The sequence below is a fragment of the Curtobacterium sp. MCLR17_045 genome (assembly GCF_003234405.1).
Classification (GTDB): Bacteria; Actinomycetota; Actinomycetes; order Actinomycetales; family Microbacteriaceae; genus Curtobacterium; species Curtobacterium flaccumfaciens.
On sequence record NZ_QKTB01000032.1, the window covers coordinates 15,181 to 33,822 of the forward strand.

Genomic DNA, 18,642 nt, shown 5'->3' on the forward strand with positions numbered 1-18,642 from the left:
CAACCAAAACCGTCCGGACGGTACACTAACGGAGTCCTGACGGGGCGCGTGTCCATCCCGCGTCCCGTCTCGTCTGCCCCACGTACCACCCGCCGTCGACCTGGTCCGGCTCGAAGTCCCAGGAGTCCGCCGTGTCCGCACTGCTCACCAGCCCCGTCGCCACCCGCGTCACCGGCAGCCGCGCCCGACGGTTCCTCGCGCTCGCCGTGCTCATGCTGCCGGTCCTGCTCATCTCGGTCGACAACACCATCCTGAGCTTCGCGCTGCCGTCGATCAGCCGCGCGCTGAACCCGGACGCGACCACGCAGCTCTGGATCGTGGACGCGTACCCGCTGGTGCTCGCCGGTCTACTCGTCGTGATGGGCAGCATCGGTGACCGCATCGGCCGTCGGCGGATCCTGGTGATCGGCGCGACCGGCTTCGCGCTGTTCTCGGTGGCCGCGGCGTTCGCGACCGACGCGTGGATGCTCGTCGCGGCCCGGATCGCGATGGGCGTGTTCGGCGCGATGCTCATGCCCGCCACGCTCTCGATCATCCGCAACGTGTTCGTGGACGCGGGGGAGCGGCGGATGGCGCTCGCCGTCTGGTCGACGATGTTCGCGGCCGGCAACGCGCTCGGCCCGCTCGTCGGCGGCGCGCTGCTCGCGCACTTCCACTGGGGCAGCGTGTTCCTGGTCGCGGTGCCGATCCTCGTGCTCATGCTCGTCGGCGTGCCGTTCTGCGTGCCGGAGTCCCGCGACCCGATGCCCGGGCCGGTCGACCTGCCGAGCATGTTCCTGTCCCTCGGCGCGCTCGCACCGATCGCCTGGGCCATCAAGTCGGTCGTGCACCCCGAGGAGCGCGGCCTCGCGATCGCCATGCTCGCGGTCGGAGTCGTCTGCGGCATCGCGTTCGTCCGTCGGCAGCTGCGGTCCCGCACGCCGATGCTCGACCTGCGCCTGTTCCGCAGCACGGCCTTCACCGGCAGCGTGCTGATGAACCTGGCGGCGATGTTCTCGCTCACCGGGTTCCTGTTCTTCATCGCCCAGCACCTGCAGCTCGTGGCGGGGCTCGACCCGTTCGCGTCCGGCATTGTGCTCATCCCGGGGTCGGTCCTGACCATCGTCGCCGGGCTCGCGGTCGTGCCGATCGTGGCGCGTGTCGCCCCGCGCTGGGTCGTGTCGGTCGCGCTGCTGTTCTCGGCGGCGGCGTACGCCCTGGTCGCGGTCCTCGGACACCACGCCTCCATCGCCGCCCTGGCGTTCGCGTTCGTGCTGCTCGGCATCGGGATCGGGGCGTCCGAGACGGTGACGAACGACCTCATCATCTCGACGGCACCGGCGGACAAGGCGGGTGCGGCGTCGGCGATGTCCGAGACGGCGTACGAGATCGGTGCCGTGCTCGGCACCGCGGTCCTCGGCACGATCCTGGCCACGACCTACCGGGCGCACGTCGTGGTGCCCGACGGGTTGTCCTCGGCGGCGCACGTCGCGGCGCAGGAGACCCTCGGCGGCGCGGTCGCCGCGGCGGGGCAGCTCGGCGGCAGCGCCGGGCAGGTGCTGCTCGAGTCGGCGCGGGCGGCCTTCGACTCCGGCGTGACGATCACGGCGGGTGTCGCCGCGGTGCTCATGGTGGTGGCGGCCGCGGGTGCGCTCGTCATGCTCAAGCGCCGCTGAGCTCGCTGCGCTGCGCCGCGAGCGTCGCTGCGCTTCGTGAGCAGGAATGATCGGGTCGCCGTGCGTGACCCGACCATTCCTGCTCACGAAGTGCCCGCCACGGCGCGCCCGCCCACGCCCGAACCTGTGAATCGTTGACCTCAACCAGGGTTCAGGTCATACGTTGGGTGGCAGCCGCCGAGTGACGGCAGCCCCTCCCGAAGGAACGACCACGATCACCATGCCCGACGAAGCACCGGCAACCATCGCCGACGCGTACAAGTCCGCCTTCCGCGGGCACCCTGCCGGCGTCGCCGTCATCACGGCCGAAGGCCCCGACGGACCAACCGGCCTCACCGCCTCGAGCGTCGCGAGCGTCGCCGTCGACCCGCCCGTCCTCGTTTTCTCGCTCTCGACGAACTCCGGCTCGGCCGGGGTCGTGCTCGGTGCGCCGCTGTTCGTCGTGCACCTGGTCGACTCCCTCGGGGTCGCACTGGCGAAGCGCTTCGCCTCGACCGGCAGCCCGGCCGCCGACGACCCGATCTGGGGCACCCTGCCGTCCGGCGACCGCTACCTGCCGAGTGCGGCGAGTGCGCTCCGCTGCCGACCGCTGTCGACGACGCCCATCGGCAGCTCGACCGTCGTCGTGGCCGAGGTGCTCGACATCATCGTCGGTGCCGACCGCGGCGAGCCGCTGGTCTACCACAACCGGGAATTCCACTCCCTCACCGATCGTTCCCGGCTCTCGTGAGCCGCGGAGCCGCGTCCACAACCCACTGATCGAAAGGACCTCACATGGCTGAGTACACCCTGCCGGAACTGCCGTACGACTACGCCGCGCTCGAGCCGCACATCAGCGGCAAGATCATGCAGCTGCACCACGACAAGCACCACCAGGCCTACGTGACCGGTGCCAACACCGCGCTGCAGCAGCTCGGTGAGGCCCGTGAGTCCGGCAACTTCGGCGCGATCAACAAGCTCGAGAAGGACCTCGCGTTCCACCTCGGTGGTCACGTGAACCACTCGATCTTCTGGACCAACCTCGGCCCGGACACGAAGGTCCCCGAGGGCGAGCTCGCCGCGGCGATCGACGAGTTCTTCGGTTCGTTCGAGAAGTTCCAGGCACAGTTCGCCGCCGTCGCGAACGGCATCCAGGGCTCCGGCTGGTCCGTGCTGGCCTGGGACACCGTGGGCCAGAAGCTCACCACGTTCCAGCTCTTCGACCAGCAGGGCAACATCCCGTTCGGCCTCGTCCCGATCTTCATGCTCGACATGTGGGAGCACGCCTTCTACCTCGACTACCTGAACGTCAAGGCGGACTACGTCAAGGCCGTCTGGAACATCGTCGACTGGGAGAACGTCGCCGCTCGTTTCGAGAACGCGAAGTCGCAGCGGTTCGTCACGCTCTGATCCGCGTCGGCGGGTCACCACGGTGACCACCTGACGAACGGGAGGCACGGTGCCAGCTGGCACCGTGCCTCCCGTTCGTGGTCCGGGTCACGTTCCGGGCCGTGCGCCGTCGCCGCGTCCCGTCGCCGGGTACGCGAGCGGTCCGCGATCGCGTGGGTGCGTGCGCTCAGCGCACGCGGTCTGCGGCGGCCGTGCTGGCTGCCAGGTCGTGGGCGATGCGACGCAGTGCAGCGTCGGCGTCGGTGTGCGCGCCGTCGACGAGCGCGCCCCACTGGGCTCCGCGGGCGGCCATGACCGTGTGCTGGGCCGCGCGTTCGGCGAGGACGGGGTCGGCGCCGTGTGCTCGGCACCAGGCCCGGACGGCGGCGACCTGGCAGCGGTGCGCGCGGCGCTGCCGGTCACGCCCGTCGAGGGACTCGACCGACCCGAGTTCGAAGGTGAGCCGTGCGGCCAGCGCACGGTGCGGGTCGTCGAGCCCGCCGAAGGTCGCGACCAGGTGGTCGGCGAGGGCGTCCGTGTCGGCCGCGGGGTCGAGCGCGGGCGCTCGGTGCGAGGTCGCGAGGTGCTCGACGACGGAGTCGATCAGGGCGTCGCGGGAGCCGAAGTGGTAGACGACCGGGTAGGCGCTCGTCCCGAGCACGCGGCCGAGGCCCCGGACCGTGACGTCCTCGATCTTGGTCTCGACGAAGTGGTCGACGACCTTCTCGAGGATCGCGGGTTTGCGGGTGGGGTCGGGCTTCCTGGGCATGGCATCTCCGTCGTCGGGACGGTGGTCGCGCGACCGCCCACATACTAGCAGCCGGTATATCAGTGACACCATTGGTCGTTGTGTGCGATCTCTCCGCGAAACCTCCGTTTTCACCGATAGAAACGGAGAAAAACTCGGCTCCGGGTAGACTGTTGCGGATGTCCATGCCGTACGAGGGCGCTCTGCCGCCGTCACGGCCCGACGGGACCCGCGCCGGACGGGTGGTCGCGGGCCGTCGTCGCGGCGCCGGAAAACGCTTCCTGGTCGTCGGCGACGTCCTGGACGGCGTCCTCGTGCACACCACCGCGCACCGGATCGGGGTGCACGACCCCGCTGCGGAGATCCGCCACCGGCCGACCGGTGCCGGTGGCAACACGGCCACGTGGCTCGGCTGGCTCGGGGCCGAGGTCGACGTCGTCGCCCGGGTCGGAGTCGACGACGTGTACCGCCACGAGCGCGCGCTCGAGGACGCCGGGGTCCGCGCCCACCTGCGCTACGACGCGATGACGTCCACCGGGGTCGTCGTCTCGGTCCGCAACGACCACGGTCGCACCGCGATGTCCGACCCCGCCGCGAGTGGGAAGATCAGCGCCGCCGACGTCCCGCCGTCGGTGGTCGCCCGCGCCGACATCGTGCACCTGACCGGCGCGGCCATGCTCGGCGGCGGTGCCGACCGGCTCGCCGACCTCGTGGCGTGCGCCCGGACGGGCCCGGCGCGCGTGGCGGTGGACCCCTCGTCGGTGGCGGTGATCGAGACGATCGGTGCCGACCGGTTCCTCGAGGCCCTGCGGGGCGTCGACGTGCTCTTCCCCGACCAGCACGAGGCGCTCGCCCTCGCCGGGGGAGACGACCTCGACGCCGCGGTGCGGCGGCTGACCGAGCACGTCCCGCTGGTCGTCGTCACGGCCGGGTCCGACGGCGCGCTCATCGGGCGCCGGGGCCGCAGCGTCCACCGGGTCCCAGCGACACCGGCGACCGTCGTCGACACCATCGGCGCCGGGGACGCCTTCGTCGCGGGGTTCGTCCGTGCGTGGGCGACGGATCCGGTCCGCGTCGGTGCGGCAGCCCGCGAGGGCACCCGGGTCGCCGCGCGGGCGCTCGGCTTCGTGGGCGGTCGACCGCCGGTCTGAGCTGACGGGTACCCGCGTGGTGCCGTCGGGTCAGCGCGCCGTCAGATCAGCGCTCCGACGGTTCAGCGACGACGTTCAGGGTCTGGACGCGCCCCGCGGCGGCGGGCGCGAGCCGGATCTCGACGCGCAGCCGCCCGCAGGTGCCGGGGAGCCACCAGCGCAGGTGCGACGGCGCCGCCGAGTACTCGGACACCGGTGCGGCACCGAGATCGGCACCGACGTCCGCGACGGCCTGCGCCACCGCCCGGCGCCGTCGGTCGTACGGCACGTCCATCGCCACGTTGGGCGTGCAGATCGCGTCCGCCAGGTCGTCGCGCCAGTCGGCCAGGAGGCGCGTCACGGCGGCCTGGGCGGCTCGCGTCGCGCGGGTGGTCGCCACCACCCCGGTGCTCGGTCCGGTCACGTCGGCGTCGGCTTCCGGCGCGTCGAATGTGTGGACCGTCAGCGCCGCGTCGAGCACGAGGTCGTGCGCCTGCTGCGCGGCCGCGGAGACCTTCGCCTGCGTGGCGTTCTCGAACGCGACGACCCCGAGGCCGTCGCGCACGGACCACCGCATGTGCGCGGAGAAGCCCGGGTAGCCGCCGGAGTGCGAGACGAGCTCGCCGAAGCGGTCGTCCTGCTCGACGAACAGCCCGAAGCCGTACGCCGTCGCGCGGGCCGAACCCGGGACGACGGACGACGGGACGACCCGCATCGCCTGCTGCATGAGCCGGCGGTCAGCGGGGGAGACCGGGCCGGGTTCCGGTGCGGCGGAGAACGCCGAACCGAGGTGTGTCGCCCAGCGCGCCAGGTCACGCACGGTCGAGAAGAGCCCGCCGATCGACGAGAAGGCGCCGGGGCCGGTCATCGGCAGGGGTTCCCAGTCGCCCTCGTGTCCGCGGACACCGGTGACCACGAAGCCGGTCGACTCGGCGGCGCTGAACACCGTGTCGGTGAGGCCGAGGGGACGGAGCACGATCTCACTGGCGGCAGCGGTGAAGGGCTGCCCCGTCACGGCGGCGACGACCCGGCCGAGCAGCGCGTAGCCGAGGTTCGAGTAGGCGAAGCATGTGCCGGGCAGCGAGTCGAACAGCAGGCCGCCGCGCAGGACCTCGTCGAGCTCGGCGTCCGAGATCGACTCCTGCCGGTCGGCCCAGGGGTCGTCGGTGGGGAACCCGGCCGACATCGTCAGCAGCATCCGCACCGTGGGGACCGGGGAGTCCGGGGTCGGCAGGGTGACGGCGCCGAAGGCCGGCACGAAGTCGGTGATCGGCGCGTCGAGGTCGAGTGCACCCCGGGCGACGAGGGTCAGCAGGGTCGCGGCGGTGACGCTCTTGGTGCAGGAGGCGATGCGGTACACGGTGTCGGCGTCCGGGCTCCGGCCGTCACCGCGGTCACCGTGCCCGCCGGACGCGACGAGGCCGGAGCGGTCGAACACGCCCCACACGCCGCTCGGCGCGATGCCCTGTTCGACGCGAGCACGGAACAGCTCGTCGACCTGGTCGACGACCGCAGCGATCGCGGGGTGCGACCCGGTCACGAGCGCCGCATCCGTTCGTAGGCGTCGAGCGCCCGCTGCCGCGACGCCTTCAGGTCGACCATCGGCTCGGGCCGCAGCTCGTCGGCGGGGACCCAGCGGTGGACGTACTCGCGGTGCGGGTCGAAGCGCTCGAGTTGCCGATCGGGGTTGAAGACCCGGAAGTACGGGGCGGCGTCGAAGCCGGAGCCCGCGACCCACTGCCAGTTCGCCGCGTTGTTGGCGGGGTCGGCGTCGACCAGGGTGTCCCAGAACCACTGCTCCCCGACGCGCCAGTCGACGAGCAGGTTCTTCACGAGGAAGCTGCCGGCGGCCAGCCGCACCCGGTTGTGCATGGCGCCGCTGTGCCAGAGCTCGCGCATGCCCGCGTCGACCAGGTCGAAGCCGGTCAGGCCCTGCCGCCAGCGGTCGAGCTCAGCCGCTTCCGGATCACGCCACGGGAACGCGTCGAAGTTCCGACGGACGTTGACGGTGGCGATGTCGTCGCAGTGGAAGTACTCGTTCCAGTTGAACTCCCGCCACGCCAGCTGCCGGAGGAACGCGGCGGCGTTCTGGCGCTGCGCCGGCTCGAGCCGCTCGTGCAGGCGGTGCCACACCTGGTACGGGCTGATCTCGCCCCACCGCAGGAACGGCGAGAGGCTGCTCGTGGCCTCCATCGCGGGCTCGTCGCGCTGGTCGTAGTCCTCGAGCGCGTGCTCGACGAAGTGCTCGAGCTGCTGCTGCGCGCCGTGCTCGCCCGGGGTCCAGGCGTCACGGAGGCCGCCGGCCCAGTCGGGCTTCGTCGGCAGCAGTGCCCAGTCGGCCAGCGCATCACCCGTGACGTCGGCCGGAGCGGGCAGGTCGTCGGGGTCGGGCAGGGGATGGCGCGGTTCGGGCAGCGCCTGGACGGCGTTCCAGAACGGGGTGAAGACCTTGTACGGCTCGCCCTGCCCGGTGAGCACGGTCCACGGTTCCCAGAGCAGGTTCGCGGCGAAGCTGTGCGCCTCGACGCCACGGTCGTGCAGGGCCGTCTTGATGCCGGCGTCGATGTCCCGCTCGACGGCGCCGTACCGACGGTTCCAGTACACGGCGTCCGCCCCGGTGTCGGCGACGAGCTGGTCGATCGCCGTCGCCGCGGCACCGCGCCGGAGGACCAGCCGGGAACCCCGCTCGCGCAGGTCGGCATCGAGGGCGGTCAGGGACTGGTGCAGCCACCAGCGGCTCGCGGCACCGATCGGACGGAGCCCGGGGGACTGCTCGTCGAGGACGACCACCACCGTGACGTCGCCACCGTGGTCGATCGCCGCACGGAGCGCCGGGTTGTCCGACAGCCGCAGGTCGTCACGGAGCCAGACGATCGCGCCGGTCACACCGTTGCCGCATCCGCAGCGGCCACCGGGCGGGCCGTCGACCGCCGGCTCGGTGCCGTGCCGACCGCCAGCCGGAGCTTCGTGCAGAGTTCGGTGAGGGTGCGGAGTTCGGGGTCGGACAGTCCGGCGCCGACCTGCTGCGCGATGCTCGCCGCGTGCTGCACGGCGACCTGGCGGTAGACGTCGAAGCCGTGCGGGGTCAGTGCCACGATCACGCCGCGGGCGTCGGTGGGGTCCGGCTGCTTCTCGACGATGCCGCGGGCGAGCAGCCGGTCGACCAGGCGGCTGACGCTCGGCTGGGTGAGGAGCAGGTGCCCGGTGAGGTCGCGCATGCGGCAGCGGCGGCCGGGCTGGGTCGACAGGTTGAAGCAGACGTCGTACTCGTTGAACGAGATCTCGTCGCCGGGGAAGTCCGCGTTGAGACTCCGCATCACGGCGACCTGGGCGCGGAAGAGCGCTTCCCAGGCGGCGACCGCGGTCGCCTTCTCACTGCGGCGTGTCTCGCTCACGTTCGCGTTCCCTCCGGTCGTACGGTCTGACCACACTACCGACGGGGTCCGACAGGAGCCGGGCGACATGCACGAGGGCCGGCCGCCTGTCGGCGACCGGCCCTCTCCCTTGCACCAAGAGTTTCCTGCAATCACATTCCACAGGCGGTGCCACAGCAAACACCGTCTGCACCACCGACTGTATAACGAAGCGGTAACGGCGCGCCAGCCTCTCCGGGGCCGGTTCGCTGCGAGTTCACCAAGAGCAGCCGATCAGGCTCAGAAGAGGTCGGGCGACGGGGTCGACGCGTACCGCACGGCGACGTCCGCGTGCCGGTCGAAGCGGTATCCGACGCCGCGCACGGTACGGACGATCTCCTCGAACGCGCCGAGCTTCGAGCGGAGCCGACGCACGTGCACGTCGATGGTGCGCTCGTTCGGTGTCTCGTCCTCGCCGTCCGACCAGAGGCCGTCGATGATCGCGGACCGGTCGACGGTCTGGCCCTCGCGGAGGACCAGGAACTGCAGGAGCTCGAACTCCTTGTAGGTCAGGGGTGCCGCTTCGCCGTCGAGGGTCACGCGCTTCCGCGAGATGTCGATGACGACACCGGTCTCCTCGGGCTCGGGCTTCTCAGCCTGCTTGCGGGCGGCCACCGCGGAGCGGTCCTGCAGGGCGAGCCGGACGACGTCGACGTCCCGGCCACCGGAGTGCTCGGCGGCGACGGCGACGGCTGCATACGTCTCGGACGACGGGACGAGCTGCGCGGTGAGGGCCTTGAGCTGCTCGACCACCGCGGCCAGGGTCGTGCCGGCGGCGGCGGCCTTCGCTTCGTCGATGCCGACGTACAGGGCGAAGCCGCGGGCCTCGGTGCCCTCGGGGAGCGCGCGGTTCCGCTGCGGTGCGACCACGGGGCTCGTCGGCACGGTGGCCGGTCCGGTCGCCGCCGGGGAGGCCGGGCGCGGACGGATCGGGGTGACGGTGCCGAGGTCGGTCGGGGCCGGTGCGGAGCGGAGCGCGGTGCGGGGCTGGGCGATGGTGAGCGACATGGTGGTTCTCCGGGCGGTGTGGCCGGTGCGCGGGTGGCGCGGCGGCCGGTGTCGAATGCGTCATCCCGGGTACGGCGGTACGCCGATGTGCCCTGCGGTCCTGCTGCGGACCGGGGCCGACCCGGGGGAACGGGAGACAGACCTCGTGGCGTGGTGCGCGTCGCCGACGGTGTCCGTCACCCGGGGATCACGCGCTCGCGACGGGGGTGGTGTCGCGGGGGATCCGGCTGGAACGGGTGCCGATCAGGCACACATTCGACAACGCATGACCGGCATGGTCGGCATCATCACGCCGACGGTCCCCACTGCCCCTGCGGAGGAGCACGCCTCGGAGAGGACGCGGGTGGACACGGTTGCAGTCATGTGATGAGTATCTGCGGTATACCAACGCGGTGTCAACCGTCCGCGCGGACGGTGCGGTGGGCGCGACCGCACGGGCGTCGAGCGCCACGCCCGTTCTTTCCCATTGCGCACGCGATGGAAGGTGGAATCGGGCGTACCGGGTGGAAAGAACCGACCGGGTACGCCCGGAACGACCTGGTACGCCCGAACCGACCTGGTACGCCCGAATCGACCGGGTAAGCCCGGAACGACCTGGTACGCCCGGAACGGGCAGGTACGCCCGGAACGGGCAGGTGCGGTGGGCACGACCGCACGGACGACAGGAGGCGCGGTGCCAGCCGGCACCGCGCCTCCTGTCCGAGACGTGTCGGGTCTGCGCTACTCGGCCAGGCCGTACAGGCGGTCGCCGGCGTCGCCGAGGCCCGGGACGATGTACCCGTTCTCGTCGAGCTTCTCGTCGAGCGCACCGAGGACGATCGAGACGTTGCGGTCGCCGACGGCCTGCTCGACCATGGCGAGCCCCTCGGGGGCACCGAGGATGCACACGCACGTGACCTCCTGCGCACCGCGGGCGAACAGGAAGTCGATCGCGGCGGCGAGGGTGCCACCGGTGGCGAGCATCGGGTCGAGCACGAAGCACTGCCGACCGGACAGGTCGTCGGGCAGGCGCTCGGCGTAGGTCTGCGGCTCGAGCGTCTGCTCGTTGCGGGCCATGCCGAGGAAGCCGACCTCGGCCGTCGGGACGAGCTTGACCATGCCCTCGAGCATGCCGAGCCCGGCGCGGAGGATCGGGACGACGAGCGGCCGCGGCTTGGCGATCGCGACGCCCATGGTGTGCGCCACCGGCGTGTCGATCGGCGTCGCCGTGACCCGGACGCCCCGCGTGGCCTCGTACGCGAGGAGCGTGACGAGCTCCTCGGTCAGGGCGCGGAACGTGGGGGAGGGCGTCGTACGGTCGCGGAGCACCGAGAGCTTGTGGGTGATGAGCGGGTGGTCGGCGACGTGGACTCGCATAGGGTCGAGCCTAGCGTGCCGCCGACCGTCAGGAGGTCCCGTGGAGGAGCCCGCAGCCCGCCCGTTCGTCCCGGCGATGGAGCGCGCGCTCGACGAGGCCCGACGGTGCCTGGAGACCGACGACGTGCCGGTCGGCGCGGTGGTGCTCGACCGCGACGGCGTCGTGGTCGCCACCGGCAGGAACGAGCGCGAGGCGCGGCAGGACCCGACGGCCCACGCCGAGGTCCTGGCCCTGCGTGCTGTGGCGGCGGTGACGGGGGACTGGCACCTCGAGGAGCACACGCTCGTGGTGACGCTCGAGCCCTGCCCGATGTGCGCCGGCGCCGTCATGGCCGCACGCGTGCCCCGGGTCGTGTTCGGCGCGTGGGACCCGAAGGCCGGCGCCAGCGGCAGCGTCTACGACATCGCCAGGGACCGCCGGCTGCCGCACCGCTCCGAGGTCATCGGGGGTGTGCTCGAGCAGGCGTGTGCCGAGCTGCTCGACGACTTCTTCAGTCAGCGGCGAGGATGACGATCGCTTCGGTCGGCGGCTGCGGCCCGGTGCGCAGGACGTCGGGTTCGACGTAGATCACCCGGGCGATCGGCACGGCGCTCCGGACACGCTGCTCGACGGTGTCGATGCCGGCGGCGACGTCACCGAGCCGGCGGTCCCCATCGACGGCGACCTTCACGCCGACCATCAGCTCGTCCGGTCCGAGGTACAGGGTCTTCAGGTGGATGATCGCGTCGACCTCGGGGCCGTCGAGCACCGCCTGCTTGATGCGCTCGACGTCGGCGGCGGTCGCGCCCTCGCCGACGAGCAGGCTCTTCGTCTCGATGCCGAGCACCACCGCGACCGCGATGAGCAGGGCCGCGATGAGCATCGTGCCGATCGCGTCGAACACCCCGTTGCCGGTGATCGCCGTCAGGCCGACGCCGAACAGGGCGAAGACCAGGCCGAGCAGGGCCGCGGTGTCCTCGAGCATCACGACGGGCAGCTCGGGGGCCTTCGCACGGCGCACGAACTGCACCCAGCTCTGCGAACCCTTCTGCGGTCGGGCCTCGTGCAGGGCGGTGCGGAGCGAGAAGCCCTCGAGACCGATGGCGATGACGAGCACGACGAGGGGGAGCCACCAGTTCTCGAGCGGGTGCGGGTGGGCGAGCTTCTCGATGCCCTCGTAGAGCGAGAAGACACCGCCGACCGAGAACAGGATGATGGAGACCACGAACGCGTACACGTAGCGTTCACGCCCGTAGCCGAAGGGGTGCTCCTGGTCCGCCGCTCGCCGGGCCTTGCGGCCCCCGAGCAGCAGCAGGAGCTGGTTCGCGGAGTCCGCCAGGGAGTGCACGCCCTCGGCCAGCATCGACGCCGATCCGCTGATCGCCGCCGCGATGAACTTCACGATCGCGATGCCGATGTTGGCACCGAGTGCGGCGAAGATCGCCTTCGTGCCTCCGGAAGCGCTCACAGCTGTCCCCTTCTCGTGGTCTGCGACACGATCCTAGGCGGGTCGCGTCGGTAGGGTCGGGAGCATGACGATCGACCTGCCCCGCACCGCCCTGCTCGGCGTCGGCTCCATGTCCGGCGCGGTCCTCGACGGCCTGCTCGCCGCGGGACTCGACCCGGGCACCGTGACCCTCACCACGAAGTCGGAGGCGTCCGCTGCTGCCCACCGGGAGCGCGGCCTCGACGCCACCGCGAGCGACACCGACCCCGACGCCAACCGGGCGGCCGTCCGTGGCGCGGCCCTCGTCGTGGTCGGCGTGAAGCCGTACATGATCGCGGACCTGCTCGACGAGGTCGCCGACGACCTCGAGCCCGGTGCCGTCCTGGTCAGCGTCGCCGTCGGCACCACCACCGCGAGCATGGAGGCTCGGGTGCCCGGCGGCGTCCGGGTCGTCCGTGCCCTGCCGAACACCCCGATCGGCGTCGGCCACGGCGTCACCGGCATCAGCGCGGGCACCTCGGCCGACGCCGAGGCCGTCGCACTGGCGTCGTCGGTGTTCACCGCCTCGGGCGAGGTCATCGAGGTGCCGGAGGAGCAGCTCGACGCACTGTCCGCCGTGTCCGGCTCCGGTCCCGCCTACGTCTTCCTGCTGGTCGAGCAGTGGCAGCGTGCCGCCGAGGAGCTCGGGTTCACCCACGAGCAGGCGGCGACGATGGTGCAGGGCACCGTCCGCGGCGCGGTCGAGCTGCTCGAGCGGTCGGGCCGTGAGCCCGCCGACCTGCGCCGTGCGGTGACGAGCCCGAAGGGCACGACGGAACGGGCCGTCGCGGTGCTGCAGGACGCCGACCTGGCGGACACGCTGCTGCGCGCGTCGCGTGCCGCGATCGCGCGTGCCGAGGAGATCGCCGCGTCGTAGACGCACACCGCGTCGTGGACGCACCCACAGTGCGGACGGGAGGCCCGGGGCGACGCCGCCACGGGCCTCCCGTCCGTCCGGTGGTCGCTACTCGTACGCGGCGAAGCGCTCCAGATCGGTCTCGGAACCCGAGACGATGATGACGTCGTCCTCACCGATGACGCTGTCCGGCGTCGCCGGCACGAACGGGTTGCCGGGCGGCTTGATGCCGAGCACGGTCAAGCCGAAGCGGGTGCGGATCACGGTGGTGGCGAGGTCCTTGCCGCGGACCGCGCGCGGCGGGAACATCTTGACCACGGCGAAGTCGTCGTCGAACTCGATGAAGTCGAGCATCCGGCCGGAGACCAGGTGCGCCGTGCGCTCGCCGGCCTCGCGCTCGGGGTAGACGACGTGGTTCGCGCCGATGCGGGACAGGATCGTGCCGTGCGAGCGGCTGATCGCCTTCGCCCAGATCTGGGGGACGCCGAGGTCGACCAGGTTCGCCGTGATGAGCACGCTCGACTCCAGGTCGCTGCCCGTGCCGACGACGGCGATGGCGAAGTCCTGCGCGCCGATCTGCCGGAGCGCGTCGATGTCGGTCGCGTCCGCCTGCACCGCGTGGGTGACCCGGTCGGACCACTTCTGCACCAGTCCGGCGTCGGTGTCGACGACGAGCACCTCGCGGTCCTGGCGTTCGAGCTGCCCGGCGGTGGCGGCCCCGAAGCGACCGAGCCCGATGACGAGGACGGGAGCGTCGTGACTGATGGCACCGTGCTGGTGCGACGAACGGGTGCGGTCAGCCAACGATCGGCCTCTCCTCGGGACGGCGGAACAGTTGCCGGCTCTGGCTGGCGGCCAGGGCAGCGGCGATGGTCACTGTACCGACCCGGCCGAGGAACATGGTGGCGGCGAGCACGTACTTGCCCGATTCCGGCAGGTTCGCGGACACGCCGGAGGACAGACCGCTGGTCGAGAACGCCGAGATCACCTCGAACAGCACACGGTCGAGCGAGTCGTCGGTGATCTGCAGGAGCACCACGGTCGCGACCGCCACGATCGTCGCTCCCCAGAGCACGATGGCCACCGCGACGCGCAGGACGTCGCTCGGGATCCGGCGACCGAAGGCCTCCATGCTCTGGCGGCCGCGGGCCTCGGCGACCGCGGCCAGGAACAGCACCGCGAGGGTCGTCACCTTGATGCCGCCGGCCGTCGAGGCGGACCCGCCACCGATGAACATGAGCATGTCCGTGACGAGCAGGCTCGAGCCGTTGAGCTGGTCGAAGTCGACGAGCGAGAAGCCGCCGGAGCGGGTCATCGTCGACAGGAAGAGTGCCTGGAACGCGGTGCGCCCGGCTCCTTCTTCGCCGAAGGTCGTCGGGTTCGACGCCTCGAGTGCGGTGTAGACGACCGCGCCGCCGAGGAGCAGGACCGCGCTCGTCGCCAGCGTGAGCTTGACGTGGATCGGCCAGCGCCGCGGGGTGCGCAGCTGCTTCGTCAGGGCGCGGATCACCGGGAACCCGATGGACCCCGCCACGACACCGATCATGAGCAGCGTCAGGAACCAGTAGTCGTGGGCGAACGGGTCGAGGCCGTCGGCGTTCGGTGAGAACCCGGTGTTCGTGAAGGCCATCGCCGCGTAGTAGAAGGAGTCGCCGACCGCGGTCCAGAACGGGATGCCCGCGATGAGCACCGAGGGCAGGAGCAGCAGGCCGAGGACGATCTCGATCGACAGGGTGCTCACCGCCACCGTCGCGAGCAGGGTGCCGACCTCGCCGAGCCGGACGGCCTGCCCCTCGGGCACGGCGCCGTGGTGGGTGCGGAGCGGGTTCGAGTCGCCGGCCGCCATGAGCTTGGCGCGCAGGCCGAGCTTGCGGGTGACGAACAGGCCGAGGATCGATGCGAAGGTCAGGACACCGACGGCGCCGATCTGCGTGCCGATGACCACCAGGACCTTGCCGAACACCGACCAGTGCGTCGCCATGTCGACCGTGGACAGCCCGGTGACGCAGACGACCGACGCCGCGGTGAACAGGGCGTCCGCGAAGTGGGTGCTGCTGCGGTCCGCGGCGGCCCACGGCGTCATGAAGAGCACCGTGAACAGGAAGATCAGCGCGATGAACACGACGATCGCCAGTCGGGACGGCGACGAGCGGAGCACCGTCGCGATCCGGCTCGCTCGCCGTCGGCCGACACTCACGTGGTGCGGGATCGGCTCGGTTCGGTCGAGCATGCGTATGCCTCCGAGGACATGGGCCGGGACGGTTCGTCATGGTACATCCGTGGTGCCCCGGCTAGCCTTGCCCCATGGCCGACATCTTCTCCGTCGTGGCGGACCCGACCCGGCGCGAGCTGCTCGGCACGCTGTTGTCCGCCTACGGATCGGACGTCACCGGCGGGGAGCTCAGCGTCGGCCAGCTGGTCGAACGCCTCGGGGTCAGCCAGCCCACGGTGTCGAAGCACCTGCGCGTCCTGCGCGACATCGGGCTCGTCACCAGTCGCGAAGAGGGGCAGCACCGCTACTACCGACTCGACCCGGAGCCGCTCGTGCACCTCGAGGACTGGGTCCTGCCGTTCACGGGCGCGGTCGACGCCGACGGCACCCCGGCCACCACCGCGTGGACGCCGGACGGCCAGCCGGTGTCGATCCGCCGGAACGGCACGGCCGGCAAGGCGACGGTGGAGGTGGGCACCGAGCTCGGTCGTGTGATGGCCGAGGCGTCGTACCGGGCGACCGCGGCGATCTCCGGCGCGCAGCAGGGCTGGGAGCGCGTCGTCGACCGCAGCCGCAAGCGTTTCACCCGCCGGGGCGACGAGGACTGAGCCCTGCCGCTCGGGCTTCCGAGCACGGGGCGGCGCCGGTGCGCGCGGCGCGGACTGATCCTGGACACCGGGTCGCACACGCCTCTACAGTTGCCACTGACCACACAGGTCACACCACTCCCGTGCGCAGCGCGCGTGCGAGCCCCGAAGGCGGACCATGACCGGCAGTTTCGACGACGTGCGCTTCCTCACCGTCGCTGAGGTCGCCGAGATGATGCGCGTCTCGAAGATGACCGTGTACCGGATGGTGCACGCCGGTGAGCTCCCCGCCATCCGCTTCGGCCGTTCCTTCCGCGTCCCCGAGTCAGCCGTCGCCGACGTGCTGCGCGGTGGCGTGGCGGACGTCGGCTGAGCGCGCGTTCGACATCCCAGCGGGCAGCCGGTAGACTCGGGCAGGTTGATTTTCCGCGGTCTCTTCGGCCCGGTGTCCGTACATCAGCATCAGTCCGAGCGAGGTCCACATGGGTTCTGTCATCAAGAAGCGTCGTAAGCGCATGGCGAAGAAGAAGCACCGCAAGCTCCTTCGCAAGACGCGTCACCAGCGACGCAACAAGAAGTAGACCCTCACAGGTCTGCGCAGGTCGGAGGACCTGCACGAGAAGCCCCGGTTCGCCGGGGCTTTCGCGTTCCCGGACTACGCTGGGACCATGCCCGCAGTGACGTTCCTGACGAAGCCCGGATGCCACCTCTGCGACGACGCCCGACCTGTGGTCGAACGCGTCGTCGCCGACCACCCGGGGGTCACCCTGCAGGAACGCTCGATCCTCGACGACGACGCCCTCCGCCAGGAGTACGCGGAGGACATCCCCGTCGTGCTGATCGACGGGCGCGTCCACAGCAACTGGCACGTCGACGCCGACCGGCTCGCACGTGCGCTCGAGAAGGCCGAGGCCCGCGCATGATCTCCCACGTCGTCTCCTGGTCCCTGCGGACCGACCTCGACCGCGCCGCGTCGATCGCCCGCATCCGCGAACTCCTGACCGGTCTGGTCGGCACCGTCGAGTCGATCCGGTCGCTCGAGGTCGTCGAGAACGTCGCCTACCCGGACAAGAACCACGACGTCGCCGTGGTCGCCAGCTTCGACGACCTCGCCGGACTCGACGCGTACCAGGTGCACCCGGAGCACCAGGCCGCGGCAGCGGAGATCCGCGAACTGGTCACGGCGCGGGCCGCCATCGACTGGCAGAGCTGAGCCGAGCCTCCCGTCCCGCCCCCGGCGCTGCGTGCGCTGCGTGCATCCAGTGAGCAGAAAAGGTCGCCTCCGATTTCCGGAGGCGACCTTTTCTGCTCACTCGCTGGTGACTACGGGGTCAGGCGCGTCGGGCCACGGAACAGGTACGTGACCTCGCGGATCGACGGCTCACCGAGCATGAGCATCAGCACGCGTGCGAGGCCCATGCCGAAGCCGCCGTGCGGCGGGACGCCGTAGCGGAAGAAGTCGAGGTACCAGCCGAGCTCCTCCGGGTCGAGGCCCTTCTCGACGGCCTGCGCCTCGAGCACGTCGACGCGGTGCTCACGCTGGGCACCCGTGGAGATCTCGGCGCCGTTGAAGATGAGGTCGTAGCTGTTGGTGACCGACGGGTCGCCGGGCTTCCGCATGTGGTAGTACGGCCGGATCGAGGCGTCGTACTCCGTGACGAACACGAACTCGGAGCCGTGGTGCTCCTTCGCCCAGGCGGCGACGCGGCGCTCGCCCTCGGGGTCCAGGTCGCCGTCGGCGCGGACGACGTCGTAACCGCTGTCGGCGACGATCTTGCGCGCGTCGGCCAGGGTCACGCGGGGGAACGGCGTCGCGGGGACCTGCAGCTCGAAGCCGAAGACCTCGGCGATGTCCTTGCCGTACTTCTCCTTGACGGCGGTGATGCCGGCGACCAGGACCTCTTCGTGCATCGCCATGACGTCCTCGTGGGACTCGATCCACGAGAACTCGGCGTCGACGCTGGTGAACTCGGTGGCGTGGCGGCTCGTGAAGGACGGGTCGGCGCGGAAGGCGTCTGCGATCTCGAACACGGCACCGAAGCCGGCCGGCTGCGCCATCTGCTTGAAGTTCTGCGGCGACTGGGCCAGGTAGGCGGTCGTCTCGAAGTACTCGAGCTGGAACAGCTCGGCGCGCGACTCGGATGCCGACGCCATCAGCTTCGGGGTGTGGATCTCGATGTAGTCGCGGTCGACCCAGTACGTGCGGAACGCGTGCTCGAGCGTCGTCTGGATGCGGAAGATCAGGTTCTGCTTGCGGTTGCGCAGGTCGAGGAAGCGCCAGTCGAGGCGCTTGTCGAGCGACGAGTCGTCGGCGATCGGGGTCTCCGGGATCGCGGCGCTCACCACGTGCAGCGCACCGATCTTGACCTCGAGCCCGCCGAGCTTCACGCGCTCGTCGTGCTTCAGCGTGCCGGTGACGTGCACGAAGGTGCCGTGCGCCAGGCCGGAGATCTCGTTGGTGGTCGCGAGGGTGGACTGTGCGGCGTCGTCGCCGTCCTCGGCCTCGCGCGTCGCCGGGTTCACGAGCTGGACGGCGCCGGTCTCGTCGCGCAGCACGACGAACTGCACCTTCTTCTGGTCTCGGACGGTCTCGACCCATCCGGCCACGGAGACGGGACCGTCGGGGAGGGCTGCCAGGTCGGCGATGCGGGTGCGTTCGATCACGGTGGTCGAGTCTAACCGCCTGCGTCCGGGGGCGTGGGCGGCAGGGTTCTTCCCTCCACAGGGCCGCCTGGGTCCGGTGTTCTCCACCGATGGCCGGGAGGCCCGTGGCGGGGTGCGTGGACTCCGTAGCGTTCTCGACGTGGCCGGGTCGCGGGCCGAGAGGGGGGCCGGGTGGGGAC

General features: G+C 71.3%; 21 protein-coding genes. 11 read left to right on the plus strand and 10 right to left on the minus strand.

The genetic code is table 11. The annotated features are described in order from the left end of the window. Positions 1-131: 131 nt before the first annotated feature. From DEJ05_RS15470 to DEJ05_RS15480, 3 genes are all read left to right on the plus strand, one after another. Positions 132-1,655 (plus strand): MFS transporter, encoded by a 1,524-nt coding sequence (locus tag DEJ05_RS15470; RefSeq protein ID WP_111022220.1) that lies wholly within the window; start codon positions 132-134, stop codon positions 1,653-1,655. A gap of 220 nt (positions 1,656-1,875) precedes the next feature. Continuing rightward, positions 1,876-2,385, plus strand: a complete 510-nt coding sequence (locus DEJ05_RS15475; RefSeq protein ID WP_027466322.1) for a flavin reductase family protein — start codon at positions 1,876-1,878, stop codon at positions 2,383-2,385. A 44-nt stretch (positions 2,386-2,429) separates the two neighbouring features. Then, positions 2,430-3,044, plus strand: coding sequence for a superoxide dismutase (locus DEJ05_RS15480; RefSeq protein WP_027466323.1), 615 nt, complete (start codon positions 2,430-2,432; stop codon positions 3,042-3,044). 166 nt (positions 3,045-3,210) lie between these two features. On the opposite strand, the gene DEJ05_RS15485 is transcribed toward DEJ05_RS15480, so the two are convergent. Continuing rightward, entirely contained in the window at positions 3,211-3,792 is a 582-nt protein-coding gene (locus DEJ05_RS15485; protein ID WP_071406286.1) for a TetR/AcrR family transcriptional regulator, read from the minus strand. 158 nt (positions 3,793-3,950) lie between these two features. On the opposite strand from DEJ05_RS15485, the gene DEJ05_RS15490 reads away from it, so the two are divergent. Further along, positions 3,951-4,922 (plus strand): carbohydrate kinase family protein, encoded by a 972-nt coding sequence (locus tag DEJ05_RS15490; RefSeq protein WP_111029364.1) that lies wholly within the window; start codon positions 3,951-3,953, stop codon positions 4,920-4,922. Positions 4,923-4,968: 46 nt separating this feature from the next. Here DEJ05_RS15490 and DEJ05_RS15495 read toward each other — a convergent pair whose 3' ends face one another. From DEJ05_RS15495 to upp, 5 genes are all read right to left on the minus strand, one after another. After that, positions 4,969-6,441 (minus strand): serine hydrolase, encoded by a 1,473-nt coding sequence (locus DEJ05_RS15495; RefSeq protein WP_181433081.1) that lies wholly within the window; start codon positions 6,439-6,441, stop codon positions 4,969-4,971. Beyond that, positions 6,438-7,787 (minus strand): deoxyribodipyrimidine photo-lyase, encoded by a 1,350-nt coding sequence (locus DEJ05_RS15500; protein ID WP_111038123.1) that lies wholly within the window; start codon positions 7,785-7,787, stop codon positions 6,438-6,440. Before DEJ05_RS15500 ends, DEJ05_RS15495 begins: the two co-directional genes overlap by 4 nt. Beyond that, positions 7,784-8,296, minus strand: coding sequence for a MarR family winged helix-turn-helix transcriptional regulator (locus tag DEJ05_RS15505; protein ID WP_171907864.1), 513 nt, complete (start codon positions 8,294-8,296; stop codon positions 7,784-7,786). Before DEJ05_RS15505 ends, DEJ05_RS15500 begins: the two co-directional genes overlap by 4 nt. Positions 8,297-8,554: 258 nt before the next feature. Further along, positions 8,555-9,322: a winged helix-turn-helix domain-containing protein gene (locus DEJ05_RS15510; protein WP_111029368.1), complete on the minus strand. Its 768-nt coding sequence runs from the start codon at positions 9,320-9,322 to the stop codon at positions 8,555-8,557. Between the two features lie 720 nt (positions 9,323-10,042). Then, complete coding sequence (upp, locus tag DEJ05_RS15515) at positions 10,043-10,678, minus strand: uracil phosphoribosyltransferase (protein ID WP_027466329.1); 636 nt, start codon at positions 10,676-10,678, stop codon at positions 10,043-10,045. 76 nt (positions 10,679-10,754) lie between these two features. Here upp and DEJ05_RS15520 point away from each other — a divergent pair, with 76 nt between their 5' ends. Further along, a complete protein-coding gene (locus DEJ05_RS15520) occupies positions 10,755-11,189 on the plus strand; it encodes a nucleoside deaminase (RefSeq protein WP_111110966.1) in 435 nt (144 codons plus the stop codon). Here the strand turns inward: DEJ05_RS15520 and DEJ05_RS15525 are convergent. Further along, positions 11,170-12,126, minus strand: coding sequence for a cation diffusion facilitator family transporter (locus DEJ05_RS15525; RefSeq protein ID WP_027466331.1), 957 nt, complete (start codon positions 12,124-12,126; stop codon positions 11,170-11,172). The two genes, DEJ05_RS15520 and DEJ05_RS15525, sit on opposite strands and share 20 nt — an antisense overlap. A gap of 64 nt (positions 12,127-12,190) precedes the next feature. On the opposite strand from DEJ05_RS15525, the gene proC reads away from it, so the two are divergent. Next, complete coding sequence (gene proC, locus DEJ05_RS15530; RefSeq protein ID WP_111110960.1) at positions 12,191-13,021, plus strand: pyrroline-5-carboxylate reductase; 831 nt, start codon at positions 12,191-12,193, stop codon at positions 13,019-13,021. 87 nt (positions 13,022-13,108) lie between these two features. On the opposite strand, the gene DEJ05_RS15535 is transcribed toward proC, so the two are convergent. Both DEJ05_RS15535 and DEJ05_RS15540 read right to left on the minus strand, forming a co-directional pair. After that, positions 13,109-13,804, minus strand: a complete 696-nt coding sequence (locus DEJ05_RS15535) for a TrkA family potassium uptake protein (protein WP_216852501.1) — start codon at positions 13,802-13,804, stop codon at positions 13,109-13,111. Continuing rightward, positions 13,797-15,230 carry a TrkH family potassium uptake protein gene (locus tag DEJ05_RS15540; RefSeq protein WP_111110962.1) on the minus strand — a complete coding sequence of 478 codons (1,434 nt, stop codon included), beginning with the start codon at positions 15,228-15,230 and terminating at the stop codon, positions 13,797-13,799. The genes DEJ05_RS15535 and DEJ05_RS15540 overlap by 8 nt, the downstream gene beginning before the upstream one ends. Before the next feature lie 74 nt (positions 15,231-15,304). On the opposite strand from DEJ05_RS15540, the gene DEJ05_RS15545 reads away from it, so the two are divergent. From DEJ05_RS15545 to DEJ05_RS15565, 5 genes are all read left to right on the plus strand, one after another. Then, positions 15,305-15,820, plus strand: coding sequence for a helix-turn-helix transcriptional regulator (locus DEJ05_RS15545; RefSeq protein ID WP_051596885.1), 516 nt, complete (start codon positions 15,305-15,307; stop codon positions 15,818-15,820). A gap of 157 nt (positions 15,821-15,977) precedes the next feature. Further along, positions 15,978-16,172, plus strand: a complete 195-nt coding sequence (locus DEJ05_RS15550) for a helix-turn-helix domain-containing protein (protein ID WP_017888579.1) — start codon at positions 15,978-15,980, stop codon at positions 16,170-16,172. A gap of 109 nt (positions 16,173-16,281) precedes the next feature. Beyond that, positions 16,282-16,380: a 30S ribosomal protein bS22 gene (locus DEJ05_RS15555; protein WP_003792170.1), complete on the plus strand. Its 99-nt coding sequence runs from the start codon at positions 16,282-16,284 to the stop codon at positions 16,378-16,380. Positions 16,381-16,467: 87 nt separating this feature from the next. Then, positions 16,468-16,722, plus strand: a complete 255-nt coding sequence (locus DEJ05_RS15560; protein ID WP_071247435.1) for a glutaredoxin family protein — start codon at positions 16,468-16,470, stop codon at positions 16,720-16,722. Then, positions 16,719-17,012 (plus strand): Dabb family protein, encoded by a 294-nt coding sequence (locus DEJ05_RS15565; protein ID WP_111029371.1) that lies wholly within the window; start codon positions 16,719-16,721, stop codon positions 17,010-17,012. Before DEJ05_RS15560 ends, DEJ05_RS15565 begins: the two co-directional genes overlap by 4 nt. Positions 17,013-17,122: 110 nt before the next feature. Here the strand turns inward: DEJ05_RS15565 and aspS are convergent, their stop codons facing one another. Next, complete coding sequence (gene aspS, locus DEJ05_RS15570; protein ID WP_111110964.1) at positions 17,123-18,463, minus strand: aspartate--tRNA(Asn) ligase; 1,341 nt, start codon at positions 18,461-18,463, stop codon at positions 17,123-17,125. Between the last annotated feature and the right edge of the window lie 179 nt (positions 18,464-18,642).